General features: G+C 63.5%; 17 protein-coding genes. 5 read left to right on the top strand and 12 right to left on the bottom strand.

Annotated elements, in window-relative coordinates:
• Nucleotides 1–11 precede the first annotated feature (11 nt).
• The 11 genes from AB5Y54_RS11530 to AB5Y54_RS11480 all read right to left on the bottom strand — a co-directional run bounded on the left by AB5Y54_RS11530 (nt 12) and on the right by AB5Y54_RS11480 (nt 12,308).
• Nucleotides 12–1,253 (bottom strand): EAL and HDOD domain-containing protein, encoded by a 1,242-nt coding sequence (locus AB5Y54_RS11530; protein ID WP_042878931.1) that lies wholly within the window; start codon nt 1,251–1,253, stop codon nt 12–14.
• Between the two features lie 116 nt (nt 1,254–1,369).
• Nucleotides 1,370–2,626 (bottom strand): outer membrane protein transport protein, encoded by a 1,257-nt coding sequence (locus tag AB5Y54_RS11525; protein ID WP_368153810.1) that lies wholly within the window; start codon nt 2,624–2,626, stop codon nt 1,370–1,372.
• Nucleotides 2,627–2,877: 251 nt separating this feature from the next.
• Complete coding sequence (locus tag AB5Y54_RS11520) at nt 2,878–4,149, bottom strand: outer membrane protein transport protein (protein ID WP_041211385.1); 1,272 nt, start codon at nt 4,147–4,149, stop codon at nt 2,878–2,880.
• Between the two features lie 408 nt (nt 4,150–4,557).
• A complete protein-coding gene (locus AB5Y54_RS11515) occupies nt 4,558–5,301 on the bottom strand; it encodes a DUF3379 domain-containing protein (protein WP_368153808.1) in 744 nt (247 codons plus the stop codon).
• On the bottom strand, nt 5,294–5,884 hold the full coding sequence (locus AB5Y54_RS11510; RefSeq protein WP_080769901.1) for a sigma-70 family RNA polymerase sigma factor: 591 nt from the start codon (nt 5,882–5,884) through the stop codon (nt 5,294–5,296). The genes AB5Y54_RS11515 and AB5Y54_RS11510 overlap by 8 nt, the downstream gene beginning before the upstream one ends.
• 30 nt (nt 5,885–5,914) lie before the next feature.
• Nucleotides 5,915–7,393, bottom strand: coding sequence for a hypothetical protein (locus AB5Y54_RS11505; RefSeq protein WP_368153827.1), 1,479 nt, complete (start codon nt 7,391–7,393; stop codon nt 5,915–5,917).
• A gap of 62 nt (nt 7,394–7,455) precedes the next feature.
• A complete protein-coding gene (locus AB5Y54_RS11500) occupies nt 7,456–8,916 on the bottom strand; it encodes a tetratricopeptide repeat protein (protein ID WP_368153805.1) in 1,461 nt (486 codons plus the stop codon).
• Nucleotides 8,917–8,937: 21 nt separating this feature from the next.
• A complete protein-coding gene (locus AB5Y54_RS11495) occupies nt 8,938–9,900 on the bottom strand; it encodes a VWA domain-containing protein (RefSeq protein WP_368153803.1) in 963 nt (320 codons plus the stop codon).
• Nucleotides 9,897–10,454: a DUF4381 family protein gene (locus tag AB5Y54_RS11490; protein ID WP_368153801.1), complete on the bottom strand. Its 558-nt coding sequence runs from the start codon at nt 10,452–10,454 to the stop codon at nt 9,897–9,899. Before AB5Y54_RS11490 ends, AB5Y54_RS11495 begins: the two co-directional genes overlap by 4 nt.
• A complete protein-coding gene (locus AB5Y54_RS11485; protein WP_368153799.1) occupies nt 10,439–11,329 on the bottom strand; it encodes a DUF58 domain-containing protein in 891 nt (296 codons plus the stop codon). Before AB5Y54_RS11485 ends, AB5Y54_RS11490 begins: the two co-directional genes overlap by 16 nt.
• A 28-nt stretch (nt 11,330–11,357) precedes the next feature.
• The gene (locus AB5Y54_RS11480) at nt 11,358–12,308 is read right to left on the bottom strand and encodes an AAA family ATPase (RefSeq protein ID WP_368153797.1); all 951 of its coding nucleotides are present in this window, start codon (nt 12,306–12,308) and stop codon (nt 11,358–11,360) included.
• Between the two features lie 183 nt (nt 12,309–12,491).
• Here AB5Y54_RS11480 and fadI point away from each other — a divergent pair, with 183 nt between their 5' ends.
• From fadI to AB5Y54_RS11455, 5 genes are all read left to right on the top strand, one after another.
• A complete protein-coding gene (gene fadI / locus AB5Y54_RS11475) occupies nt 12,492–13,802 on the top strand; it encodes an acetyl-CoA C-acyltransferase FadI (RefSeq protein WP_010674668.1) in 1,311 nt (436 codons plus the stop codon).
• Complete coding sequence (fadJ, locus tag AB5Y54_RS11470) at nt 13,802–15,949, top strand: fatty acid oxidation complex subunit alpha FadJ (RefSeq protein ID WP_103244636.1); 2,148 nt, start codon at nt 13,802–13,804, stop codon at nt 15,947–15,949. The genes fadI and fadJ overlap by 1 nt, the downstream gene beginning before the upstream one ends.
• Before the next feature lie 261 nt (nt 15,950–16,210).
• Nucleotides 16,211–16,351: a TIGR02808 family protein gene (locus AB5Y54_RS11465; protein WP_010674670.1), complete on the top strand. Its 141-nt coding sequence runs from the start codon at nt 16,211–16,213 to the stop codon at nt 16,349–16,351.
• A gap of 188 nt (nt 16,352–16,539) precedes the next feature.
• Complete coding sequence (locus tag AB5Y54_RS11460; protein WP_010674671.1) at nt 16,540–17,097, top strand: YaeQ family protein; 558 nt, start codon at nt 16,540–16,542, stop codon at nt 17,095–17,097.
• A gap of 11 nt (nt 17,098–17,108) precedes the next feature.
• Nucleotides 17,109–17,993 carry an AEC family transporter gene (locus tag AB5Y54_RS11455; RefSeq protein ID WP_109113036.1) on the top strand — a complete coding sequence of 295 codons (885 nt, stop codon included), beginning with the start codon at nt 17,109–17,111 and terminating at the stop codon, nt 17,991–17,993.
• 174 nt (nt 17,994–18,167) lie between these two features.
• Here the strand turns inward: AB5Y54_RS11455 and AB5Y54_RS11450 are convergent, their stop codons facing one another.
• Nucleotides 18,168–19,199, bottom strand: coding sequence for an IS630-like element ISAhy2 family transposase (locus AB5Y54_RS11450; protein ID WP_001809438.1), 1,032 nt, complete (start codon nt 19,197–19,199; stop codon nt 18,168–18,170).
• Nucleotides 19,200–19,307 lie beyond the last annotated feature (108 nt).

Genomic DNA, 19,307 nt, shown 5'->3' with positions numbered 1-19,307 from the left:
GAGGGACGTTGTCATGTCTGGCGGGAGTGGACCGGTTGCTCTTCCATGGCCTGAAGCTGCTGGTTGACCCAGGCGGTGGCGCTCAGATAGAGGTGGCTGACCTTCTCTTCGTTGAGGCCGAGCCGGACGGTGTTCGCGGCGACCCGCTGCCAGTCGGCTTTCTCGAAATCTTCACAGAACGCCAGGTAGAACCCGAGCTTGCCCTTGCGGGTGAGCAGGGCGGCACGAATGTCATCGGTCAGGGGAATGGAGCCGAGCAGCTGATCCAGCGGTTCTCCCATGAGCACGTCCAGCAGGGAGAAGAGGCCGGTGACAAAGGCTTGCTGTGCCTGCTCTGCGGGCGCATGGGTCTGGGCCAGCAGTTCGCAGAACCGGGCTCTGATGAGGGACATCTGATGGAGTTCGGCGCTCTTTTCACTCCCCGCACTGGTGGCGGCGATCAGGGCGACGAAGCGCTTGAGCTGGGCGTGCCCCAGGGAACTTGCGGCCTGGCGAAACGAGGCGATGGGTTGGGGGAAGCGCTTGAGGTGGTTGATGTAGCGCAACAGCTTGAGGGATAGGGTGAGATCCTGGTTGAGCAGTTGCTCAATCTTGTCCAGATCCGGTTCGGTCTGATTGACCACCTCGAGCAGCTGCATCACCACCAGCTGGGCCGGCGGTATGGTGGGCTGTTGCACCATCTGGGGGCGGCTGAAGAAAAATCCCTGGAACAGGGTGACGCCGAGCTGCTTCATCCGCTCGAACTCGGCCTGATCCTCGACTTTCTCGGCCAGATAGGTGAGGGGCAGGTGGCGATGATTCGCCATGAAGTGCTCGATGCAGGGTTGCGGCGTGCTGCGCAGGTCGAACTTGATGATATGGATGTAGGGGAGGAACCTGTCCCAGTCTGAGACCATGGTGAAGTCATCCAGCGCCAACCGATAGCCCAGCCCATAGAGCTGGATCACTTTCTCCAGCAGCGCATCGTCGGGCTCGGCATCCTCCAGGATCTCGATCACCACCTTGTCACGGGGGAGGCATTCGGCCAATCCGTCCAGCAACAGGGAGTGGGGGAAATTGATGTAGCAGGGGTGATCCCCGATGAGCTGATCGATGTTCTGCTGCAAGAACTGCTCGGCAACCAGCCTGGAAGTGGCCTGCTGTGCGGAGACGGAGGGAAATACATTGTCCAGGCTGTCGCGAAACAGCAGCTCATAGGCTTGGGTGTTCAACTCCCGATCCAGAATGGGCTGCCTTGCTACATAGGAATACATGCATCTCTCCACCATGGTTACAGGCTTGATTCTATGGTGAAGCGGATCACTATGCCAGTGCCGACCGGTCGGGAAGGTCAACAACTGGCATACTATTTGTCAGGAAACCCGGGGTGTCAGAACAGGTAGTTGAGCTGCAGGCCGGCGAGCCAGGCATCCCCTTCCGAGGTGCCATTGAAAGTGGAGGTGGTCTGGGGGATGCCCGGCCTGAGCTGCATGGTTTCGCTCACGTCCACCTTCTTGCCGTCGATCAGGGTCAGCCCCAGATCCAGCGAGAGGTGGCGGTCAATCTGATAGCCCACGCCGGCGCTGTACCAGACCCGATCCGAGTCGGGGATGGAGATGGTGCGGCGATCCGCCGGGACCGGGCTGCGGTCGTAGGCGATACCGGAGCGCAATTGCCATTGGGGGGCCAGCTGGTAGGTCATCCCCAGGGCATAGCGCCAGCTGTCTTCCCAGTGCTCCTCCTTGATGTGCATGGTGCCGTGGTGGTCGAGCTCGGATTCGAGCTGCACGAACTTGCTCCAGTTGGTCCAGTTGATGCTCGAATGCAGCGCCAGGGCCGGGGTGAGCTGATGGAACAGAGCCAGCTCGGCGGTGGCGGGCAGGGGCAGATCCAGGCTGCCGGTATCGGCGAATGGCTGGCCCCTTTGATCGATGCCGATGGCGTCACCGGAGAGGGTCAGGGTGACGTCGTGGCGATAGGAGAGACCGATGCGGGTTGCCTGCGACAACTCAAGCAGGGTGCCCAGGTTCCAGCCCATGGCCCAGCCATCCCCTTTCAGGTGCTTGGCTATCTGGTTGTTGGAGGGGAAAGTGCCGCCCACTTCCCCTTCCCCCTGAATGGCGGAGAGACCGGCCCCGACGGACCAGACACGGTTGATGCGATAGGCCAGGGAGGCCCCCAGATCCATGGTCTTGATGTCGGAGACGTTGCCGAAGTGACCGGCGTTGTAGTTCTCCGGCATCTTGACCCCGAGTCCGTAATAGGAGGTGGCGGCAAGCCCGAGGCGCCATTGCTCGCTGAGGGGCACGATGAGATAGGCGTTGGGTACCCAGGCGTCACCCGCAATGTCGTGGGCTCCGGCATCCAGGCTGACCGGCCCCTGGGGGGTAGGCACCCGGGTGGAGCCCTCGATGTTGACGTCGGGGTGCACGTGGATGACGCCGCCGGAGAAGGCCAGGGTATCGAACCGGGTCATGGCGGCGGCATTGCGGGAGAGCACGCTGGCATTGTCGGCGATGGCGGCTTCACCCGCGAAGGCACGCCCCATGCCGGTGGCGGATTGCTCCGCGAGCTGGAAGCCGGCAGCCTGCACCTGGCTCGACAGCAGCAAGAGGGCAATGAGGGAGGGTTTGAACGTCGGATGCATGGTCTTTCCTCGGGATGAACTGGGTGTTCATTCTGTTATTCGGTTGGGGCCGGGATTTTATATGGTATGACCAGCAAGGCAACGGGGAGAGGGGAACGTGGGGCAAAACGGGATTAAATGCTGAAAGGAATACCCATAACAGTTTGATAAAAAAAGAAAAGAGTACAGTTGTTTACTACAGCTGTGCGCTCAGATGGCGAAGTTGGATAAAAAAAGAGCGCCCAGAGGCGCTCTCGATGATGACATGAAAATCAGAATTTCATGTTGAACTGGGCGGAAGCCAGCAGGGCGTTGCCATGGGAGGTGCCCTTCCAGCGCAGCGCATCGCTGTGGTTGCGCAGGCCTTCGTTCACGTCCACTTCCTTGCCGTCCAGATAGGCCATGCCGAAGTCGAGGCTCATGTCCGGATTGATGTGGTAGGTGGCACCGGCGCTGTACCAGATACGGTCGGAGTCAGGAATGCTCAGGCTGCGGTATTCCGGCTCGATGGGGCTGTTGTCGTAGGCGAAGCCGATACGGGCTTCCCAAGACGGGTTGACGTACCAGGTACCGCCCAGGGCGTAACGGGCGGAGTCCTTGAACTTCTCGTCTTTTTGCAGGCACACGCCGCCGGCGCAGTTGCTGCTGGTGGCCTTGAGCTCCTGGAAGGCGCTCCAGTCGGTCCAGTTCACGGAGTAGTGGACAGCGAATTGCTGGTTCAGGCGGTGGTAGCCTGCGAATTCGGCCTGGGCCGGCAGATCCAGCTTCAGGTTGCCATCGACGACGCGGTTGCCGGAGGTGGCACCCTGGAAGTCGCCGTCAAAGCTCAAGTCCACCTGGGAGCGGTAGGTCAGGGCGAGACGGTTGTTGTCGTTGATCTCGTACAGGGTGCCGACGTTCCAGCCAAAGCCCCAGGTGTCACCCTTCAGGTGAGCCAGACGGGTATCGGAGTTGGCGCCCGGAATGGCGGCGGAAAGCGCACCGGCATAACGGTTCAGCTCGGCGGCGGCGTAGACGGCATTGATGCCGGCACCGACGCTGAAGCTGGAGTTGATGCGATAGGCGATGTTGGGGTTGATGTTGAAGGTCAGCAGCTCGGTGTCACCGGCGCCGGCACCGGCCGCGAAGGTCTTGGAATATTCGGTGGAGAGGCCGTAGTTGGAGAAGAGGCCGATCCCCCAGGCCCACTGATCATTCAGGGGCTGGATGAAGTAGGTGGCCGGCACGAAGGCATCGGGGGCGATGTCGCTCTCGCTGGACGGAGCCAGCTTGGTGGGGCCGGCATAAATGTCGCCAGCCACGTCCACGTCGGGCTTGATGTAGGTGCCGGATACAGACAGTGCCATCTTGTCGAAGGTGGTCATGGCCGCCGGGTTGCGGGACAGCACGGCCGCGTTGTCGGCGATGGCTGCTTCACCTGCGTAGGCGCGACCCAGACCGGAGGCCGAGTGCTCGTTCAGCTGGAACGCGGCGGCGAAGGTCTGGGTGCTGGCCAGGGTCACGGCCGCAGCGATCAGGCTTTTCTTGAAAAAGGCAGTTGTCATAGTGTTCTCTCTTTGTAAGCAGATTTTCTGTCGACATCGCGGCTCTTTGGCGGCTATTGACGACATGATCTGTTGTTATGTCAGCTTCTTCCCATTCATTGCTGGCGTGATTCTATGGATCTGGTAGGAGGTAAGAAATCAGACCAGTGACAGCAGAATACATAAAAGTTTCCATTGTGTTAATCATTTGTTTTAACTTGCCGTTTTATTAGGCTGATTTATCTATTGTTGGATAAATAAAGCACAAGTGGTGCCATTTGCGTCATTTAAAATAAATCGTAGAAATGTGACTTCGCGCGGGCAATGGGCGGGAACATGCGGGGATGTGGGGATGAACAGGCAGACAATGAGGATGTCTGCCTGTGATGTGGCTGAGGCGGAGGACGAGTCAGCCTGGGTCAAGGTCTGTTAAATGGACCAGTGCAGGCGTGACTCAAGCTGGCGGGCAACCGGGGCGAGGGGCTCCTGCATGTCTCCGATGAGCACCATGTTGGCCCCCTTGAGCGGCAGTATCTCCCCCTTGAGGGTCCCGTCTGCAAAATCGGACTGGATCGTCAGTGGCAGGTGCTTGGGGACGAGGAACAGGGTGACCGGTCCCATCTTGCCCTGCAGCACCATGTGCAGGGCCGGTCCCTGATAGAAGGCGCAGTGGTTGACATAGGTTACCTTCATGCCCGGCATCTCGCTCAGGGTGGCGCCATATTTCTCCATTTTCGCGTTGATGGTGTGCAGGCTGACCCGCTCATCCACCGCATGAATGAAGGGCTCTTCCCCATAAACGTGGGACATGGCGACTTGAGCCAGCGACAGGGTGTCCGGTGCCACAGGCCAGCTGATCCAGCGGGTGCTCATGCCGAGCAGGAAGGCGACCGAGGCCGCGATGGCCAGAGCGCGCCATTGCGTGCGTGCAGGAGTGGCGGGTAGCGAGACCACCTGCTCCTCTTCGGCTGCCATCGCCTGCCTGAGCAGGATCCGCTCCGCAAGACCGGCCGGTACGTCCACATCCAGAGTGCTGCGCACCTGGCGCTCGAGCTGCTGCATCTCGTCCAGATGCTTGCGATTGACCGGTGACGCCTCGGCGGCTTTCAAGAAGGCGGGATCCCTGTCCGAGGGGTGAGTGATGGCCCGGCGGCGAAATTCAAGCTCATCCATTGGTGTGTCCTCTCTGTTGTTTCGCAGACTCCATGGCCTCTTTTATCTGGTTGCGAGCGCGAAACAGCCTTGTCATGACGGTGTTCTTGTTCAGGCCGAGTTGCTCGGCGATCTCCTCCCCGCTGAATCCCCCCAGAACCTGCAGCAGCAGCGGCTCCTGATACTCGGCAGGCAGGCGGGCGATGTGGCGCCTGAGCCATTCGTGCTCCATCTCCTGCTCGCTTGGCAGGACACCCTGATCCCGCAGGGGGTGCTCGTCGAGGTCGACGAGATCGAACTGCTTTCGCTCAAAGCGGCGGGCATTCTCCCGCCGCAATATGGTGATGAGCCACGCCTTGGCAGCCTTGTCGTCCAGCAGGGTATCTATCGCCTTCCAGGCGCGCAGGAAAGTCTCCTGCACCAGATCCTCGGCGATTTGCGGATCCCGGCACAGCCAGTAGGCGTAGCGGTAGATGTCCCCGTGCAGGGCGTGCACCAGGGCTTCGTACTTGGTTTGTTTGTCTGCCATCTCCCCATAGACCGGAGAAGCGCAGGGATCCTTTCCCGTGTCGGCCCTTTTTCTTCTGAAAAAACCTAACGCCATAAAGGGGTGTCCTGTTTCATGAGGGGCGCATCATGCACGCATCCACGCCAGTATTCGAAGACCATAGGCTATCGCAAAGCTCTCCCAGGTGCACAACTCCCTGGCGAGCGCCTGCCTGGGCAGGTGTTCGCCAGGGACTCGCTTGGGGGAAAAACAGGCCCGATCCAGGCCGTCCAGCAGCGCCCCCATGGCGGGGTCGCGGTGACAGGGCAGCCTGGCCAGATGCAGACAGGGGGTGTCCCAGCGCAGGACGGCCCAGGTCAGCAGGGTTTCCCTGGCCTCGTCAGGAGAGCCCGTGGCGAGGGCCCGTTGCAGGCGATAAAAGGCGCGCCAGCGCGGCCAGCGGCGCATGAATGCCCGCAGCAGGATGGCCAGGAGCACCCAATAGAGATACTGGCCCCCTGGTGCGGGGGAGGCGGGAGTGGCGCTCTCCCTTGCCGTGAACACCAGAGAATGTGCGGGCAGGCGCGCCTCCTCGATGCGGCCGCTCTGGGTGTTGAACCAGCGCAGGGTCTGGGGGGGCAGCACATAGCGCCCCGCCTCGTCGGTGGTCAGGGCCTGGCGCCACTGGCGCTCGAAGCGAAGCGCCCCCTCGGCCACGAATCGCTCCTGTTGCTGCTCGCCGTCCGGCTTCATGGAGAGGCCGGCGGGCAGGGGCGGGGCCGGCAAGGGGGGCAGGCGGTTGCCATCCCCCCCATCCATCACCAGGGTGAGGGTGCGGATCACCGGCTCACCCACCCTGGCCTGCGCCGGGCTGAACTGCTGGCGCAGCACCAGGCTGCTCGCCACCGGCTCCAGGGGGGCCTTGTCCACCTTGATGAAGAGGGTCGTCGCCCTGGCGGACAGCAGATCCCCCGCGTTGCCCGGCGCGGTCGCACCGGCCTGGTCCTGGTGCGGCAACCGCCCCTGGAAGCGGGGGGATTCGACGGGATGGAGTCCGGGTCCTTTGGCCTGCAGCAGCCATTTTCGCGTGAGACGCCCGGGCAGGCCGGGGCTGGCGGGAGAGTCCCAGCGGTCCTCGCCAAGGCGGCGAATGGTAAAGGCCGGGGTGATGGGCTCTCCGAGGTTGGGGGCCTCCAGGTTGGCAGGCAGCCAGAGGGTCAGCTCATAGATGAAGGGCTGGCCGGGATAGAGATTCCCCTCATGGAGCACCCGGGCCTGCAGCTCGACCGGAGAGAATACCGGGTCTTGTGCCGGCATCAGGGTGCCGTCCAGGGAACGTGTCGGTACCGCCAGGGAGGGGGTGAGATCGGCGCCAAGGGGCAGGGAGGGCACCTGGCGCGGGCTGGTATCGAGCAGGTGCAGGGGGATCTGCCAGCGGGTCAGGCTGCGGCTCTGGGCACTGACCCGCTGGATACTGACCCGCCCGACCGCAAACTGGCGCAGCAGCGGTTGCAGGTTGAGATCCTCATCGCGGTGCAGCCCGTCGGCCTCGATGACGAGCAGCCAGTCGCGCTCGCTCGCCCCCGGCAACAGCTCGGCCTCGACAGGAGCGGCCTGCACCCGCATGGCGCACAGGGCGAGCAGCAGCCAGCAGCCGATCCGGGGGGAGAGCAAGCGCAGCACGAGGATCACCAGGGCTCCTCCACCTTGATCAGGGGGCGGCGCAGGGCCTCCTTGCGAAGGCGCTGCTCCAGCAGCAGCACGGGGGGCGCCGGGGGGCGGGGAGCCTCTGAGGCGCGGGCGGGGTCGGGAGTGTCGGCCTGCTCCGGGGCATTTGCCGAGGGCGCCGACTGCGGCGGGTTGGCCCGCAGCAGGGCCAGGTTGTGCAAGGCATCCCTGTGCCCAGGTTCAAGGCGAAGGGCGCTCAGATAGGCCTGCTCCGCGGCGGCAAGATCCCCGAGCCAGACCAGGGCATTGCCCCTGTTGTAGTGGGCGGTGGCGCTGTTTGCCCTGCCATAGGCGGCGACGGCCCTGGCGTAATCCCCGGCTCTATACCAGGCGTTGCCTTGCCAGACCGGATCCTGGAAGGCGTTGGCCGCTTCCCGATAGTGTCCCTGGCGATAAGCCTGCCAGCCTGCTTCATCTTGTCGGGAGGCCGCCTGCAGGGAAGGGGGCGCGACGCCAATGACGAGGATCACCAGCAGCCAGTGGGCGCCGATCCGCGCCAGCAGCGCCAGGGGGAGCAAGGGGATGAGCAGCCAGGGGCCGAGATCCCGGGATTGCCCCTGCGTCAGGGCCTGGCCCATGGGCAGGGGGGCAAAGCGGGGCTGGCCGGAATCAAGCCAGGCCAGCCTGCCTCCGGTACTGGCGGCAAGGGTGGCCATGGCCTCCTCGTCGGGTGCCGGCAAGGTGTGGCCGATCGGGCTGCCGAGCTGCCAGCGCTCGGCGGCCACGCCGGGCAGCCGGGTCTCCTTGCCCCCGCTGGCCAGCAGGATGTCGAGCTGCGGGGCCGAGCCTGCCTTGCAGAACAGGTCATTAAGGCAGGGCCAGAGGGCGGCGATGCGATCGCGCGCTGTCCCGGAGAGGCCGTCGGTCACGAGCAGCAGACGGGCGGACTGGCCCGGCGGGATCAGGGTGAGGGCCAGGGCCACGGCGCGCTCGGGGGCGCTGCCCTGGACAGGCATAATGGCCGGGCGCAGGTCCGGCAGCAGCAGGGCGATGGCCTGATGATCCCGGGTGGGAGGCATGGCGAGGTAGGCATCCCCGGCGAACAGGATGAGGGCGATGGGATGGGCCGCGTCCTGCCGCGCTATGTCGGCCAGCATCTCCTGCAATCCCAGCCTCACCCGGGTTGCCCGGTCCGGTGCCAGATCCTGTGCCAGCATGGAGTCGGATAGATCCAGCAGCCAGATATCGAGGGCCGGGCTCTGTATGGGGAGACTCTGCTGGCGCAGGGCGGGGCCCGAGAGCGCCAGGATCACCGGCAGACAAGCAAGCCAGCGCCAGGGGATGGCCCGATGGCGGCTCGGCAGCAGATAGGCCTGCATGGCCGGGGAGAGCAAGCCGGGATCGCGGCGGCGGCGCCACCCCTGCCATAGCCAGGGGAGCAGGGCCAGCAACCAGAGGGGGCGCAGCAAGGTCAGCTCCATGGTGCCACCATCATGACCTGCCTACTCATGGGATGTCCTCCGTGACAGGGAGATGTGCCAGCGGGCTGGCCAGCAGAGCAGCAGCCAGGCCAGGGCCAGTGGCCAGGGGTAGAGCTCCTGGTGGGGCCGAGAGAGGATCTGGGGCCGGGCGAGGGGCTCCAGGGTGTCGATGGCCTGGTTGATGGCGGCGAGATCGCCCCGGTTGCGGGCGCGAAAATAGCGGCCTCCTCCCAGTGTCGCCAACTGCTGCAACAGGGCTTCATCCAGTTCGGCACTGGGATCGGCGTCCCCTGCGGGCGCGGCGAAGGTGTCGGGGTCGGCGCCTACCCCCAGGGTATAGAGACGGATGCCGGCTTTGGCGGCGAGCCGGGCCTCGGTCAGGGGATCCGCATTGCCCGAGGTATTGCGCCCGTCCGTCACCAGCAGCAGGGCGGTGGGGCGGGTGGGGTCGGCGTGCTGGCGTGCCAGCAGGATGGCTTCCCCCAGGGCCGTGGTGCGCCCCACCAGATCGAAATCGAGCTCCCTGGCCAGGGTGAGCAGGGCCCCGGTCTCCTGGGTGAGGGGGGAGAGCAGATAGGCGTGATCGGCAAAGACGACGAGGGCGATGCGATCCCCCGGGCGGGAGGCGACAAGGTTGCTTATCTGCTGGCGCACCGCGGCAAGCCTGTCCGTTTGCTCTCCGTCATCCAGCATGTCCTGGGTGCGCATGCTGTCGGAGAGATCCACCGCCAGGATGAGGTCCCGGCTGCTCTGGTAGTGAATGATCGGGGGCTCCTGCCACTGGGGGCGGCACAGGGCCAGTACCAGGGCGCACCAGCAGATCATCATGCGCCACAAGGGCTGCCCCGCCTGGGGCTGGAGCAGGGGAAAACCTCCGTGAACGAGCCGGTTTCCTCCCTTGCGCCCCTTCATGGGAGGCAGGCCGAAGCGCACCAGCAGCGGCAAGGCGAGGGCGAGGGAAAACCAGGGCCAGGCGAGGATCATCGCGTACCCTCCGGGGGAGGTGCCCCTCGCTTGCTTGCCGGGAATCGCGGCGCACTGACGCAGCGTCGCCCCCAGGCGAGATAGGCGAGGCGCAATCTTTTGCGCTGCGCCTCATCGGGCACGCTGCCCCCATAGAGCCAGAGTGGCCACTGGGCGGCAAACCGGGAAAAATCACACCCCCCCTTGCTGTCCAGCCAGGCGAGCCAGGCCTCCCCTTGCAGGGGGGCCGCCTCGGGCCAGCGGGCCATGGCCGCTTCTCGCAGGGCATCCTGCAGCCTAGGGACGAGATCGTCTGCCTGCCAGTCTATCCGGTGCGCCCAGCGGCGCTGGCGCAACAGGGTGAGGGCCGTCGTGGCGATCAAGCAAGCTGCGATCGCCGCGATCAGCAGCCCCCCGAGGGCCATCAGGCGAGGATCCTGTGCAGGCTCGAGAGCGGGGCCTTGGTGGATGTCACGCAGCTCGGCACGGATGGCTTGCAAGGACTCGCTGGACGAGGGCTGGCGATATGCATCCGGTGCGGGCACGCCCTGCTCCCCCCTCAAAATAGACGGCATCCGCCCTCCTGCCACTGGCGTTGCAGGGTGGCGCCGTTGTCGAGGCGATAGAGGCGCGTCACCAGGGGCAGCAACTGCTGGCGACAGGCCTCGGCCTGTTCGTCGGCCGCCCTCTGATAGCGGGCGCGAAAGCGGGGATCTTCTCCCGCGAGCCAACCGCTGTGTCTGCCTGCCTGCACTGCCAGCTGCCCCTGTTCGGGCAGGGCGGCTTCCAGGGGATCGCGGATTTGCCAGTAGTGGATGTCGTGGCGCGGGCGAAGGCGTTGCAACTGCTGGCAGAGGGCCTGGTCCGGTGCCTGGTGATGGCTTATCAGGGTCAATCTGGCCCCGTGGGGCAGGGTGAGTCGTGCCAGGGTCTGGGCCAGCGTCCAGGGTGGGGGGGCGCGATCCAGCCCAGCCTCGTAATGGCGGCAGAGCGCTTCCAGCAGAGGCATGAGAGAGCCGCGCTGGTGCTCTGTGTGGGGGACTGCGCCCTGGCAGATCAAGGTATTGGCCTGTTTCTCCCCCTGCCAGAACAGGGCTGCGGCCAGCTCGCAGCCAAGGCGGGCCTTGAGCTGGGCGCGGGAGCCAAAGTACATGGCAGGTGAGAGATCCAGCAGCAACCAGTGGGCCTGATCCTGCTCTTCCCCGTAGAGGCGGGTGTGGGGGCGGCCGAGGCGGGCGGTGACCCGCCAGTCGATGTGACGCACCTCGTCACCGGCCTGATAGAGGCGAAGCTCCCTGAAATGCAGCCCGGGCTGGCGCCCGATACGCCCCTGGGCCGCCTGATGAATGCGGGCACGCTCGCCCTGGCGCGTCCAGAGGCGCACCGCCAGCAGCCGCTCGAGGGTGAGGGCGATGTCGGGGTGATCCCGGGGCTCGGCGACGGGGGTCATGGCGATAGGGCTGCCTGTGGGGGCCGGCTCAGGGGCATGGAATGGCATCCAGCAGCAGGGCGATGAGCGCCTCGCTATCGAGGTTGTCCGCCAGCGCCTGATAACTCGGGATGAGGCGGTGGCGCAGCACGGCTGGCGCCAGTTGCTGGATGTCTTCGGGCAATACGAAGTCGCGCCCGGCGAGCCAGGCCCGGGCCCGTGCGGCTCTTGCGAGGCCGATGCTGGCTCTGGGACTGGCCCCCACCGCGACCAGGGGGTCTAGCTCGGGGCACAGGCCGCTGCCGGGGCGGGTGGCGCACACCAGTTGCACCAGATAGTGCTCGAGGCGCCCCTGCATCTGTACCCCTTGAACGGCGGTGCGGGCTTTCATCAGGTCGGACTGGCTCAGGGTGATTGGCGGCGTCGGCAGGGCGTCGCCACGGGCGTTGAGTTGAAGGATGGCCAGCTCCATGGCGGGGCTGGGGTAATCCACCAGCAGCTTGAGCAAGAAGCGATCGAGCTGGGCCTCTGGCAGGGGATAGGTCCCTTCCTGCTCGATAGGGTTCTGGGTGGCGGCGACCATGAAGAGGGAGGGCAGGCGCCAGCTCTTCTTGCCCACGGTGATCTGGTGCTCGGCCATGGCCTCCAGCAGGGCGGACTGCACCTTGGCCGGCGCCCGGTTGATCTCGTCCGCCAGCACCAGGTGATTGAACAGGGGGCCGGGTTGAAACACGAAACTCGCATCCTGGGGATGGAAGACCTCGCTGCCGGTGAGATCGGCAGGGAGCAGATCTGGGGTGAACTGGATACGGGCAAAGCGCCCCTCCACGGCGCCGGCCAGTGCCTTGACCGCCCGGGTCTTGGCAAGACCGGGGGCCCCCTCGATCAGCACATGTCCTTCACATAACAGGGCGATCAGCAGCCCCTCGATGAGGGGGTCCTGTCCCAGGATCTGGCTGCCCAGATAGTCTCCAAGTGCTCTGAACTCGGCCGCTGCCATGCGATAAACCCGTTGTTTTTATGGAAGTTGATCTTTTTATACCCCAGTTGGCTCACAAGGGCGAGGGAGGGTGGCAAGATGGGGACAATTTAGTTTCAATCAGCCGTATGAAAGTTGTGATTGGATTGTTAAGATGTGGCGCAATGAGGTCAGACCTCTGCCTTTTTAACCCAAGGAGCCAGGATGAAACAGCCATTGAAACTGACGACTCGCCAGGGCGAACGGATAGCCGTCGTGGCGGGTCTGCGCACCCCCTTTGCCAAGCAGGCCACCGCTTTTCACGGCGTGCCTGCGGTGGATCTGGGCAAACTGGTGGTGAGCGAGATGCTCGCCCGCACCGATCTCGACCCCAAGCTCATCGACCAGCTGGTGTTCGGCCAGGTGGTGCAGATGCCGGAAGCGCCAAACATCGCCCGGGAGATCGTGCTTGGCACCGGCATGAGCGTCAGCACCGATGCCTATAGCGTGTCGCGCGCCTGCGCCACCAGTTTCCAGGCGGTGGCCAATGTCACCGAATCCATCATGGCCGGCACGGTGGACATCGCCATCGCCGGCGGTGCCGACTCCTCTTCCGTGCTGCCCATCGGGGTCAGCAAGTCTCTGGCCCGCGCCCTGGTGGATCTCAACAAGGCGCGCAACCTCCAGCAGCGTTTCAATATTCTGCGCCGTCTGCGCCTGAAGGACCTGCTGCCGGTGCCCCCGGCCGTGGCCGAGTACTCCACCGGTCTCTCCATGGGGCAGACCGCCGAGCAGATGGCCAAGACCCACCAGATCAGCCGCGAGGCGCAAGATGCGCTGGCCCACCGCTCCCACACCCTGGCGGCCGAAGCCTGGGCCCAGGGCAAATTGAGTGGCGAGGTGTTCACCGCCCACGTGCCCCCCTACAAGTCGCCGCTGGAGCGGGACAACAACATCCGCGAAAGCTCCGATCTGGCGAGTTACGCCAAGCTCAAACCGGTCTTTGACCGGGCTCACGGCTCGGTGACCGCCGCCAACGCCACCCCGCTCACCGACGGCGCCGCCGCCGTGCTGATGATGCGTGAAGGGCGTGCCCGCGAGCTGGGTCTGGAGCCGCTGGGTTACATCCGCAGCTTCGCGTTTTCCGCCATCGATGTCTGGCAGGACATGCTGATGGGCCCCTCCTATGCCACGCCGCTGGCGCTGGACCGTGCCGGCATCACCCTTGGGGATCTGACCCTCATCGACATGCACGAAGCCTTTGCCGCCCAGACGCTGGCCAACCTCAAGATGTTTGCAAGCGCCGAATTTGCCCGTGACAAGCTGGGCCGGGATCAGGCCATCGGCGAGGTGGACATGGAGAAGTTCAACGTGCTCGGCGGCTCTTTGGCCTTTGGTCACCCCTTTGCCGCCACCGGGGCGCGCATGATCACCCAGACCCTGCATGAACTGCGGCGCCGGGGTGGGGGATTGGGGCTCAACACCGCCTGTGCGGCGGGTGGGCTGGGTGTGGCCATGGTGCTGGAGGTGGAATGATGAGTGCCAAGACTTTTTCTCTGGATATTCGCAAAGACGGCATCGGCATCCTCACCATGGATGTGCCCGGTGAGAGCATGAACACCCTGAAGGCCTCCTTTGCGGACGAGATCCGCACTCTGTTGGCCGAGGTAAAGGGGAACGGGGATCTGATCGGCCTGGTGATCGTCTCCGGCAAGAAGGACTCCTTCGTTGCCGGGGCCGACATCGCCATGCTGGCGGCCTGCACCAGCGCCCAGGATGCCGAAGCGCTGTCCCGGGCCGGACAGGAGGTGTTCGCCGAGATCGAAGCCCTGGGGATCCCGGTGATCGCCGCCATTCACGGCCCCTGCCTTGGCGGCGGGCTGGAGCTGGCGCTCGCCTGTCATGGCCGGGTGGTGACCGATCACGGTAAAACCGTGCTGGGCCTGCCGGAAGTGCAGCTCGGCCTGCTGCCGGGCTCCGGCGGTACCCAGCGCCTGCCGCGCCTCATCGGGGTGGCCAAGGCACTGGATCTGATGCTGACCGGCAAGCAGGTGCGGGCCAAACAGGCCAGGAAGCTCGGGCTGGTGGATGACATGGTGCCCCCGTCCATTTTGCTGGAAGCTGCCATCAAGCTTGCCAAGAAGGGCAAGCCGCGCCACCACCTGAAACGGGATCTGCAGGGCAAGGTGCTGGAGACCAACAAATTTGGTCGCAAGGTGCTGTTCGATCAGGCCCGCAAGGGGGTCAAGGCCAAGACCCGGGGCAACTACCCGGCGCCGGAGCGCATCATCGAGGTGGTGCGCATCGGCGTGGAGGAGGGGATGCAGGCCGGCCTGCTGGCCGAGGCCCGCCACTTCGGCGAGCTGGTGATGACGCCGGAATCCGCCGCTCTGCGCTCCCTCTTCTTCGCCACCACTGAGATGAAAAAAGAGGTGAGCTATCAGGGGGCCGAGCCGCGCAAGGTGGGTCATGCCGCCGTGCTGGGGGGCGGCCTGATGGGGGGGGGCATCGCCTTCGTCACCGCCACCAAGGCGGGGGTACCGGTGCGGATCAAGGATGTGGCGAGCGCCGGCATCGGCAATGCCATGCGTTACAGCTACGACCTCCTCGCGAGGAAGCTCAAGCGTCGCCAACTGCTGCGCAGCGAGCTGGAAAAACAGATGAGCCTGCTCACCGGCACCCTGGACTATTCCGGTTTCCACCGGGTGGACATGGTGGTGGAAGCGGTGTTCGAGGACATCAACCTCAAGCACCAGATGGTGCAGGACGTGGAGCGCGAGTGCGGCGAGCACACCGTGTTTGCCTCCAACACCTCCTCCCTGCCCATCCACCAGATCGCCTCTGCGGCGACGCATCCGGAGCGGGTGGTGGGGCTGCACTACTTCAGCCCGGTTGACAAGATGCCGCTCGCCGAGATCATTCCCCACGCGGGTACCAGCGCCGAGACGGTGGCCACCACCCTGGCCTTCGCCCGGGCACAGGGCAAGACCCCCATCGTGGTGAAGGACGAGGCCGGCTTCTACGTCAACCGTATCCTGGCGCCCTACATGAACGAGGCGGCGCGCCTGGTGCTGGAAGGGGAGCCGGTGGAGGTACTGGACGGCGCTCTGCTCGACTTCGGTTTCCCGGTCGGCCCCATCACCCTGCTGGACGAGGTGGGGATCGACGTGGGGGCCAAGATCTCCCCCATCCTCGAAAAAGAGCTGGGTGGCGAGCAGTTCCAGGCGCCCAAGGCCTTTGACAAGCTGCTGGAGGACGATCGCAAGGGGCGCAAGAACGGCAAGGGCTTCTATCTCTATGGCAAGGCGGCCCCGCGCAACAAGCTCACCGGCAAGGAGGGCAAGAAGACGGTGGACGCGAGCGTCTACGACGTGCTTGGCGTCAAGCCCCAGGCCAAGCTGGCCAGGCAGGAGATCGCCGAGCGCTGCGTGCTGCTGATGCTCAACGAAGCGGCCATGGCCCTGGATGGCGGCGTGGTGGCCTCGGCCCGGGACGGCGACATCGGCGCCATCTTCGGTATCGGCTTCCCTCCCTTCCTGGGCGGTCCGTTCCGCTACATGGACAGCCTCGGCATCGACTATCTGGTGGGGCGTCTTGAGCACCATCAGAAGCGCTTTGGCGACCGCTTCGCCCCCTGTGCGCGGCTGAAAGCGATGGCGGCGGAGCAGCAGACCTTCTACTGATGGCTCTCGACGGCATGCATCTAGCGAGGCGACCCCAAGGTCGCCTCGCTTTTTGTTGGGCGTACCTTTCCGGTTTGGGGCGAGGGGCGAAGAAAAACGGGGCGGGGAGGGGTAAAACCTTGATCTGGCGCAAACTGGTGCCCCATTTATTACTTTGGTGGCATAGGACTCAGGCGCGGGTTGAGGTCAAATAGTCTTATCAGGAACGGGGGCGACCCCGTCACGAAAGGGACACCCATTTCACTGGATGAAGGACACACTATGAGTCTGCTTGAACACACCATCTGGACTGTATTGGGGTATGGGGCCATGCCCTTTATCTTCCTGAGCGGGTTCGTGGCAGTGGCAGTGACCTGCTGCCTGCTGCTCAATGCCTTCGGGGTCAAGTCCGCCGAGAAGTGAGTCACTCTCGTTCATGCCGCCAAATGCCAGTCTCACGACTGGCATTTGTTTTTTGTGTCTTCTGAAGCACTTGCCCGCCCCTGATGGGGTAAAGGGAGCGCAAGACGGTCGAACCCGGCGGCCATTTTGATTACACTGACGCCCGGCATGTCCGCCCCCTTCTCTTTTATCAGGTTTTCACGACTTCTATGGCGCTCAAGGCAACCATCTTCAAGGCCCAGATCAGCTTGTCTGACATGGATCGCAATCTCTATCAGGACTTCTCCCTCACCCTGGCCCGTCACCCCTCCGAGACCGACGAGCGCATGATGATCCGCCTCGCGGCCTTCGCCTGGCATGCCGCCGAGCGGCTGGAGTTCACCAAGGGGCTCTCTGCCGACGACGAGCCCGAGCTCTGGTGCAAGAACTACTCCGACGAGATTGAACTCTGGATTGAGCTGGGTCAGCCGGACGAGCGCCGCCTCAAGAAGGCATGTAACCGCTCTCGCCAGGTGGTGCTCTACCTCTATGGCGGTCGTGGCACCAGCGTCTGGTGGAAGCAGAACCAGGGCAAGCTCGGTCTGCACGACAACCTGAGCGTCATCGAACTCTCCGACAGCCAGACCCTGCCCCTGGCGGCCATGGTGGAGCGCACCATGCAGCTCACCTGTACCATCTCCGACGGCCAGCTCTGGGTCAGCAACGGCAGCCAGGAGGTGACGCTGGACCCCGTGGTGCTGATGGGACGCCCGGCCCGCGAACTGTAAACGGGATACCCATGTTCAGCGCCCTGCTCAATATCGTCATTCCCGTGTTTGCGGTGGTGGGCCTTGGCGCCCTCTATGGGCGGCTGCGACCGGGCGGGGCCCTGGGTTATGTCAACCGGGCCAATATCGAGCTCTTTACCCCGGCGCTGGTCTTCTCGGCCCTGGTGAAATACCCCCTGGATCTCGCGGCGCACCTGCCCCTTGTGGGGGCCGGTGCCCTGGTCATCCTGCTGCCCGGCTTGCTGCTCTCCCTGCTCAAACTCAAGGAGATAGAGCGGGCCGCACTGATCCTGCCCGCCATGTTTCGCAACACCGGCAACCTCGGCATTCCGCTGATGGTGCTCGCCTTTGGCGAGCAGCAGCTCGGCGCCATCGTCATCCTCTTTGTGCTCTCCAACCTGCTCCACTTCTCGGTGGGCATGTTCATCCTCTCGGCCAGCAGCTCCCGCTGGCTCTGGCTGAGAAGCCCCGTGCTCTGGGCCGCCTTCGCCGGGCTGCTGGTGGCCAACCTGCATATCCCGCTGCCGGAATACCTGGTGACCAGCGCCGCTCTGCTCGGCCAGATAGCGGTGCCCCTGATGCTGTTTGCCTTGGGAGTTAGGCTGATGGAAGGGGAGCTGGATCACCTGGGGCTGGCCATCAAGTGCAACCTGCTCTACCTGCTGGCGGGGGGCCTCTCCCTGGGGCTCGCCGTCTGGCTGCTGCCCCTCGAACCTGACTGGATACCACTCCTGATGCTGTCGGTGGCGCTGCCCCCGGCGGTGCTCAACTACATGCTGTGCGAGCAGTATCAGTGCCAGCCCGACAAGGTGGCCAGCATCGTGCTCGGCGGCAATGCGCTCTCTGTGGTGGTGATCCCCCTTGCGGTGTGGTTGGCACTGCATCTGGGGAGTTAACCCTATTTTGTTTTCAAGGACGCCTGATGGCGTCCTTTTTATCGCCATCGCGAAAGTCCGATTAGGCTTCGCTAATCGAACCTGCGGCCCTTGAAGGCCAACAGATGATTCTCAGAATACAAATAACTCATTGACACATTGCTTTTTATTACTAAATAACTGATCCCAATAGTGCTACACCTTCGCTGTGCCATAGCCATTCCCCGGGAAAGGAGACACGGTATCCATGAAGTGTTTCACTCGGGCCAGCAGGTTTGCCATCCCTCTGCATTGATGATTGCGCGTGATGGTTTCATGTAACTTGTGCCATAGCCGTTCTATGTGATTAACCCAAGGGCTGTAAACTGGCTGGAACACCAGGCAGAACTTGGGATTCTTCTTCAACCATCGCTCGGTCTGTTTGCTTTTGTGAATGATGTAGTTATCGAGGATCAACGTGATGGTTTTGGCTCGTCGGTAGTGGTGGCGCAGCTTTTCCAGCATGGCAATAAACAGCGATGAGTTTTTCTTGATCCCGCTGACGTAAAGTACCCTTCCGTTGCCTGCGTGGAGAACGCCTGCCAGATAATGCTTGGCATTCTGCCCCGGTGTGACAACCCGCTTTTGCTGCGCTCTGAACATCCAGTCGGCTCCTAATTTGGGATTGAGGTCTATATCGACTTCATCCTCATAAAACACCGGATTATCGGCATCACAGCGGGCCAGCGCGGCGTCGATATTCGCCATTTTTTCCTGATAGGCTGGGTCTTTTATCCGCAAGGTCGGCACGGGCCTGCGCCAGACAATGCCCATACGAGGTAACCATCGGCGGAGCGTGGAGGCTGCCACATTGAGCCCTGTTAACCGATTGATTTTTATAGCCAATAGTTCAGTACACCAACGGCTGCGCTGATAACCAAAATCTTGCGGAGAAAACTGCATGAGCAGCACCAGTAGGGTGACAATCTTGGCGATAGGTAAGACTGGGGCACGGCCAGCCGGTAAGGCTTCTAGCGCATCTATGCCTTCATCTCGATACCACCGAAGCCAACGACCGATGGTCGAGCGCGCAGCGCCGGTAAGGTGATGAACATCGGTGATCGTGCGTCCTTCATGTAACAGCAAGATGGCCATCAAGCGACGAGCATGTCCTTTATCACGGGTGGCATGGATGATTTTGTGAATGCGGCGCCGTTGTGGTCGTGGCAGAGGTGGTAGGATAGGCATCAACTCAGTCCTTTGGGTGTGGCTTGTTTTGTTTAGCGACTAATCAGATCGCACAAACTGGACTGAGTTCCCTTCCTCCGGTGATCTACTATTCGGAACAGCTATTTA

Origin of the sequence: Aeromonas sp. s9, assembly GCF_040907765.1 — a bacterium.
In the GTDB taxonomy this organism is placed as follows: domain Bacteria; phylum Pseudomonadota; class Gammaproteobacteria; order Enterobacterales; family Aeromonadaceae; genus Aeromonas; species Aeromonas caviae.
Note: the sequence above shows the minus strand (reverse complement) of the source record. Positions and strands in the feature narration are given on the sequence as shown.

Bases quoted from the DNA above. Each gene is read 5' to 3' on its own strand.
- AB5Y54_RS11530 (WP_042878931.1), bottom strand. From the start codon at position 1,253: ATGTATTCCTATGTAGCAAGGCAGCCCATTCTGGATCGGGAGTTGAAC.
- AB5Y54_RS11525 (WP_368153810.1), bottom strand. From the start codon at position 2,626: ATGCATCCGACGTTCAAACCCTCCCTCATTGCCCTCTTGCTGCTGTCG.
- AB5Y54_RS11520 (WP_041211385.1), bottom strand. From the start codon at position 4,149: ATGACAACTGCCTTTTTCAAGAAAAGCCTGATCGCTGCGGCCGTGACC.
- AB5Y54_RS11515 (WP_368153808.1), bottom strand. From the start codon at position 5,301: ATGGATGAGCTTGAATTTCGCCGCCGGGCCATCACTCACCCCTCGGAC.
- AB5Y54_RS11510 (WP_080769901.1), bottom strand. From the start codon at position 5,884: ATGGCGTTAGGTTTTTTCAGAAGAAAAAGGGCCGACACGGGAAAGGAT.
- AB5Y54_RS11505 (WP_368153827.1), bottom strand. From the start codon at position 7,393: ATGCGGGTGCAGGCCGCTCCTGTCGAGGCCGAGCTGTTGCCGGGGGCG.
- AB5Y54_RS11500 (WP_368153805.1), bottom strand. From the start codon at position 8,916: ATGGAGCTGACCTTGCTGCGCCCCCTCTGGTTGCTGGCCCTGCTCCCC.
- AB5Y54_RS11495 (WP_368153803.1), bottom strand. From the start codon at position 9,900: ATGATCCTCGCCTGGCCCTGGTTTTCCCTCGCCCTCGCCTTGCCGCTG.
- AB5Y54_RS11490 (WP_368153801.1), bottom strand. From the start codon at position 10,454: ATGCCGTCTATTTTGAGGGGGGAGCAGGGCGTGCCCGCACCGGATGCA.
- AB5Y54_RS11485 (WP_368153799.1), bottom strand. From the start codon at position 11,329: ATGACCCCCGTCGCCGAGCCCCGGGATCACCCCGACATCGCCCTCACC.
- AB5Y54_RS11480 (WP_368153797.1), bottom strand. From the start codon at position 12,308: ATGGCAGCGGCCGAGTTCAGAGCACTTGGAGACTATCTGGGCAGCCAG.
- fadI (WP_010674668.1), top strand. From the start codon at position 12,492: ATGAAACAGCCATTGAAACTGACGACTCGCCAGGGCGAACGGATAGCC.
- fadJ (WP_103244636.1), top strand. From the start codon at position 13,802: ATGAGTGCCAAGACTTTTTCTCTGGATATTCGCAAAGACGGCATCGGC.
- AB5Y54_RS11465 (WP_010674670.1), top strand. From the start codon at position 16,211: ATGAGTCTGCTTGAACACACCATCTGGACTGTATTGGGGTATGGGGCC.
- AB5Y54_RS11460 (WP_010674671.1), top strand. From the start codon at position 16,540: ATGGCGCTCAAGGCAACCATCTTCAAGGCCCAGATCAGCTTGTCTGAC.
- AB5Y54_RS11455 (WP_109113036.1), top strand. From the start codon at position 17,109: ATGTTCAGCGCCCTGCTCAATATCGTCATTCCCGTGTTTGCGGTGGTG.
- AB5Y54_RS11450 (WP_001809438.1), bottom strand. From the start codon at position 19,199: ATGCCTATCCTACCACCTCTGCCACGACCACAACGGCGCCGCATTCAC.